Source organism: Streptomyces sp. DI166, assembly GCF_900091315.1.
GTDB lineage: Bacteria > Actinomycetota > Actinomycetes > Streptomycetales > Streptomycetaceae > Streptomyces > Streptomyces fuscus.
This window is the reverse complement of record NZ_FLSP01000194.1, coordinates 1-5,320: the sequence shown is the minus strand read 5'-3', so window position 1 is coordinate 5,320 and position 5,320 is coordinate 1. Positions and strand designations below refer to the sequence as shown.

At 72.7% G+C, this 5,320-nt stretch carries 5 protein-coding genes; all 5 read left to right on the top strand.

All coding sequences use genetic code 11. The annotated features are described in order from the left end of the window. The first annotated feature begins 14 nt into the window (after positions 1-14). A complete protein-coding gene (locus GA0115233_RS39480; RefSeq protein ID WP_093725570.1) occupies positions 15-704 on the top strand; it encodes a class F sortase in 690 nt (229 codons plus the stop codon). 176 nt (positions 705-880) lie between these two features. After that, entirely contained in the window at positions 881-2,236 is a 1,356-nt protein-coding gene (locus tag GA0115233_RS39475; protein WP_093725568.1) for an ABC transporter ATP-binding protein, read from the top strand. A gap of 20 nt (positions 2,237-2,256) precedes the next feature. Then, entirely contained in the window at positions 2,257-2,721 is a 465-nt protein-coding gene (locus GA0115233_RS39470) for a DUF3574 domain-containing protein (RefSeq protein WP_093725566.1), read from the top strand. 111 nt (positions 2,722-2,832) lie between these two features. Further along, positions 2,833-4,218 carry an aldehyde dehydrogenase family protein gene (locus GA0115233_RS39465; protein ID WP_093725564.1) on the top strand — a complete coding sequence of 462 codons (1,386 nt, stop codon included), beginning with the start codon at positions 2,833-2,835 and terminating at the stop codon, positions 4,216-4,218. Between the two features lie 17 nt (positions 4,219-4,235). Continuing rightward, positions 4,236-5,318, top strand: a complete 1,083-nt coding sequence (locus GA0115233_RS39460) for a Zn-dependent alcohol dehydrogenase (RefSeq protein WP_093725562.1) — start codon at positions 4,236-4,238, stop codon at positions 5,316-5,318. Positions 5,319-5,320 lie beyond the last annotated feature (2 nt).

Here is a 5,320-nt window from a genome sequence, read left to right as displayed (position 1 = left end):
GCCCGGATCGAGGCATCCCCGACCGGCCCGCCGCCTCTCCCGACCGGCCCGCCGCCTCTCCCGACCGGCCCGCCGCCTCTCCCGACCGGCCTGCCGCCTCTCCCGACCGGCCTGCCGCCTCTCCCGACCGGCCTGCCGCCTCTCCCGATCGGCCCGCCGCCTCCCCCAAGCGGCCGCCTCCGAAGCCCCGTTCCGGGCCCCGGAACCCCGCCGCCCCCCTCCCGCGCTCCCGCGCCGCCCGCCTGGCCATCCCCTACCTCGACGTCGACGCCCCCGTCGTCGATCTGCGCCTGGACCGTGAACGCCGCCTGCCCGCACCGGACGACGACGACCCCAACCTCGTCGGCTGGTACGCCGACGGGCCGTCCCCCGGCGCCCCGGGCACCGCCGTCGCCGTGGGACACCTGGACACCGACACCGGACCCGCCGTCTTCGCCGGGCTCTCCGAACTCGGGCGCGGCCACCGGGTCGAGGTGCGGCGCGCCGACGGGCGGACCGCCGTCTACGCCGTCGACAAGGTGAGGTCGTACGAGAAGGACCGGTTCCCCAACCGTGAGGTGTACGGGCCCCGGGCCCGCCCCGAACTGCGGCTGATCACCTGTGGCGGAAGCTACAACCGCAGAACGGGTTATTCCGGCAATCTGGTGGTCTTCGCCCACCTCGTCGAGGTCCGGGACGCCCCGTCCCGCCCGGGGCAACGCTGAATTCGGCCGTCCGCTTTCTCACGTAGTGGACGCTGCGAGCGGATCGCGTTCACCCTCTTCCCCCGGGCGCGCACATTCCGTTAACTTCCGTGACTCACAGGCCCCGTACGACCCGCACGGGGCATCCCGTCGCGGAGCACCAGGGCCGCCGAACCCAGCCCCCGGGGGCACCCCACATGACACGCGCCATCTCTCTGCACAACGTGAGCAAGAGCTACGCGAAAGGTGTTCGCGTGGTCGAACGGCTCTCGTTGGACATCGATCCCGGTGAATTCCTCGTCCTGCTCGGCCCGTCGGGCTGCGGCAAGTCGACGGTGCTGAGAATGATCGCCGGACTTGAGGAGATCGACGAGGGCGAACTGTTCCTCGACGGCGAGTGGGCCAACGATCTGCCGCCCTCCGGACGGGACATGGCGATGGTCTTCCAGAACTTCGCCCTCTACCCGAGCATGTCCAGCCGCGACAACATCAGCTTCCCGCTGCGCATCGAGGCGCCCGGCGAGGACCCGAGCCCCCGCGTGGACGCCACCGCCCGGATGCTCGGCATCGAGGACCTCCTCGACCGGTTGCCCGCCCAGCTCTCCGGCGGTGAACGCCAGCGGGTCGCCATGGGCCGGGCCATCGCCCGCCACCCCTCCGCCTTCCTGATGGATGAGCCGCTGTCCAACCTCGACGCCAAGCTCCGCAACCACCTGCGCGCCGAGATCACCAAGCTCACCCGCGAGTTGGGCGTCACCACCATCTACGTCACCCATGACCAGTCCGAGGCCATGTCGCTCGGCGACCGGGTCGCCGTGCTGCGCGGCGGCGTGCTCCAGCAGATCGGCACCCCGCGCGAGGTCTACGCCCTGCCCCGCAATGTCTTCGTCGCCGCCTTCATCGGCACCCCGCGCATCAACCTGCTGCGCGGAGTCGTCCGCGCCCCGCTCGACGGCGCGATGACCATCAGCCTCGGCAAGCAGTTCCTGCGGCTGCCCGAACCCCTTTCCCTGGACCACCAGTTGCTCCGGGTCCAGCAGGGCCGCGAGATCATCGTGGGCCTGCGCTCGGAGGCGGTGCGGATCGCCAAACCGACCTCCGCCCGGCCCGGCGAGGTGGTGCTCACCGGTCTGGTGGAGCACGTCGAGTTCCAGGGCCACGAGATGCTCGTCCACTTCAACACCGGCTCCCGGCCCGCCGTCGTGCCCGAACTGGAGGCCCCGCGCCCGGCGCGCCGGGACCGGCGGCGCAGACGGGAGGGCGGCACCGTCCTGGACCGGATCCGGGAGCGGGCGGGCGCGCTGCGGGCGGGTTCGTCGGCCGTGGCGGTGCTGGACGACCCGGCCGACGCAGGTGAGGAGCGCCCCTTCGAACCCGTACCGCCCGAGGGGCGGCTGCCCGGCGACCTGATCGTGCGGACCACCCCCGACCTCGACCTCCGGCACGGCATGCAGGTGCCGCTCCTGGTCGACATCGCCCACATGTTCGTCTTCGACCAGGACGGCGAACGGATCTGCCCCGCTCCGGCGCGGCTGCCCGATCTCGCGGAGTAGAGCCCGTAAGTGATGGGAGCATGAACGTCTCCCTCACCCAGCGCCTGCGCAGCCGGGCCGCCCTGGTCACCGCCGGACTCCTGCTCGCCGTGGCGGCACCGACCGCGTACGCCGCCTTCGACGACGCCGAGACCGGCGGTGCCGCGCTGCGCGGTGACCCCTACGTCGAGACGCTGCTCTTCTTCGGCACCGAGCGCCCCGACGGCGGACCGGCCGTCACCGACGAGCAGTTCATGGCCTTCGTCGACGAGGAGGTCACCCCGGCCTTCCCCGACGGCCTGACCGTGCGCACCAGCCGCGGCCAGTGGCGGAACGCCGACGGCAGCATCGACAAGGAACGCTCCTACGAACTGGTCCTGCTCTACCCGGTGGCCGCCGCGCGGACCGGCGACCGCAAGATCGAGGAGATCCGCCGCGCCTACGAGAAGGAGTTCGGCCAGGAGGCGGTGGGGAGGGTGGACGACCGGGTGGAAGTCGACTTCTGAGCACCTTCCGGGCAGGGTGAGCTGTGCCATGCGGGCGGTCCCTGGTGCCGGAAAACTAACGGCGCTAGTTTAAGGGCGTCCCGCAGTCGCAAGACGCCCGGAAGGAACGCGATGAAGGCACACGACGGCTTCTACATCGACGGAGCCTGGCGCCCCGCCGTCGGCCGGGACCCGATCGACGTGATCGACCCGGCCGCCGAACAGGTCATCGGCCAGGTCCCGGCCGGCACCGCCGAGGACGTCGACACCGCCGTACGCGCGGCCCGCGCCGCCCTCCCGGCCTGGGCCGCCACGGCGCCCGCCGAACGCGCGGCCCGCCTGGCCGCCCTCCGTGACGTCCTCACCGCCCGCAAGGACGAGATCGCCGAGACGGTCACCGCCGAACTCGGCTCCCCGCTCAACTTCTCCCAGGCCGTGCACGCCGCCGTGCCGATCGCGGTCGCCGCCTCCTACGCCGAACTCGCCGCCACGCACTCCTTCGAGGAGAAGGTCGGCAACTCCACCGTGCTGCACGAGCCGATCGGCGTGGTCGGCGCGATCACCCCGTGGAACTACCCGCTCCACCAGATCGTCGCCAAGGTCGCCCCCGCCCTCGCCGCGGGCTGCACGGTCGTCCTCAAGCCCGCCGAGGACACCCCGCTGACCGCCCAGCTCTTCGCCGAGGCGATCCACGAGGCGCAGTTCCCGGCGGGCGTCTTCAACCTGGTCACCGGCATCGGCCGGATCGCGGGCCAGGCCCTCGCCGAGCACCCGGGCGTCGACCTGGTCTCCTTCACCGGCTCCACCGCCGTCGGCAAGCAGATCGCCGTCACGGCCGGGGCCGCCGTCAAGAAGGTCGCCCTCGAACTCGGCGGCAAGTCCGCCAACGTGATCCTGCCGAGCGCCGACCTCGCCAAGGCGGTCAACGTCGGCGTCGCCAACGTCATGTCCAACTCCGGCCAGACGTGCAGCGCCTGGACCCGGATGCTGGTGCACACCTCCCAGTACGACGAGGCCGTGGAACTCGCGATCACGGCCGCCGCGAAGTACGGCGAGCGCATCGGGCCGCTGGTCAACGCCCGCCAGCGGGACCGGGTGCGCGGCTACATCGACAAGGGCGTCGCCGAGGGCGCCCGCCTGGTCGCGGGCGGCACCGAATCCCCGCGCGAGCGCGGCTACTTCGTCAGCCCGACCGTCTTCGCCGACGTCACCCCCGAGATGACCATCGCGCAGGAGGAGATCTTCGGCCCGGTCCTGTCGGTCCTGCGCTACGAGGACACCGAGGACGCCCTGCGCATCGCCAACGGCACGGTCTACGGCCTGGCCGGTGCGGTGTGGGGCGAGGAGGCCGAGGCGGTCGCCTTCGCGCGCCGCATGGAGACCGGGCAGGTCGACATCAACGGCGGCCGCTTCAACCCCCGCGCCCCCTTCGGCGGTTACAAGCAGTCCGGCGTCGGCCGGGAGCTCGGCGCGCACGGACTCGCCGAGTACCTCCAGACCAAGTCCCTCCAGTTCTAAGAGGAGTTCACCACCTCATGGTTCGCGCCGCTGTCCTGCCCGCCGTGGGCGCCCCGCTGGAGCTCGCCGAGATCGAACTCCCCGAACCCGGACCCGGCCAGGTCCGCGTCCGGCTCGCCGCCGCGGGCGTCTGCCACTCCGACCTGTCCCTGTCCAACGGCACCATGGTGGTGCCGGTCCCGGCGATCCTCGGCCACGAGGGCGCGGGCACCGTGACCGCGGTCGGCGAGGGCGTCACCGGTATCGCCCCCGGCTCCGGGGTCGTCCTGAACTGGGCGCCTTCCTGCGGCGGTTGCCCGGCCTGCGCGCGCGGCGAGGTGTGGCTGTGCGGGAACGCCCTCAATGGGGCCGCCAACATCCACGCCCGCCGGGTCTCCGACGGCACCGAGCTGCACCCCGGCCTGAACGTGGCGGCGTTCGCCGAGGAGACCGTCGTCTCCGCGTCCTGCGTCCTGCCCGCCCCCGAGGGCGTCCCCCTCGCCGAGGCGGCCCTGCTCGGCTGCGCCGTCCTCACCGGCTACGGCGCCGTCCACCACTCGGCACGCGTCCGCGAGGGCGAGACGGTCGCCGTGCACGGCGTGGGCGGAGTCGGCCTCGCCGCGATCCAGTCGGCGCGGATCGCGGGCGCCTCCCGGATCATCGCGGTCGATGTCTCGGCGGCGAAGGAGGAGCTGGCCCGCGCGGCCGGCGCCACCGACTACGTCGTCGCCTCGGACAGCACCGCCCGCGAGATCCGCGCCCTGACCGGCAAGCAGGGCGTGGACGTGGCGATCGAGTGCGTGGGCCGCGCCGCCACCATCCGCGCCGCCTGGGACTCCACCCGCCGCGGCGGCCGTACCACGGTCGTCGGCATCGGCGGCAAGGACCAGCAGGTCACCTTCAACGCCCTGGAGATCTTCCACTGGGGCCGCACCCTCTCCGGCTGCGTCTACGGCAACACGGACCCGGCCCGCGACGTCCCGGTCCTGGGCGACCACATCCGCGCGGGCCGCCTGGACCTCGGCCTGCTGGTGACGGAACGGATCGGTCTGGAGGACATCCCGGCGGCGTTCGAGAACATGCTGGCCGGAAAGGGCGGCCGGGCGCTGGTGACGTTCTAGCC

Bases quoted from the DNA above. Each gene is read 5' to 3' on its own strand.
- GA0115233_RS39475 (WP_093725568.1), top strand. From the start codon at position 881: ATGACACGCGCCATCTCTCTGCACAACGTGAGCAAGAGCTACGCGAAA.
- GA0115233_RS39470 (WP_093725566.1), top strand. From the start codon at position 2,257: ATGAACGTCTCCCTCACCCAGCGCCTGCGCAGCCGGGCCGCCCTGGTC.
- GA0115233_RS39465 (WP_093725564.1), top strand. From the start codon at position 2,833: ATGAAGGCACACGACGGCTTCTACATCGACGGAGCCTGGCGCCCCGCC.
- GA0115233_RS39460 (WP_093725562.1), top strand. From the start codon at position 4,236: ATGGTTCGCGCCGCTGTCCTGCCCGCCGTGGGCGCCCCGCTGGAGCTC.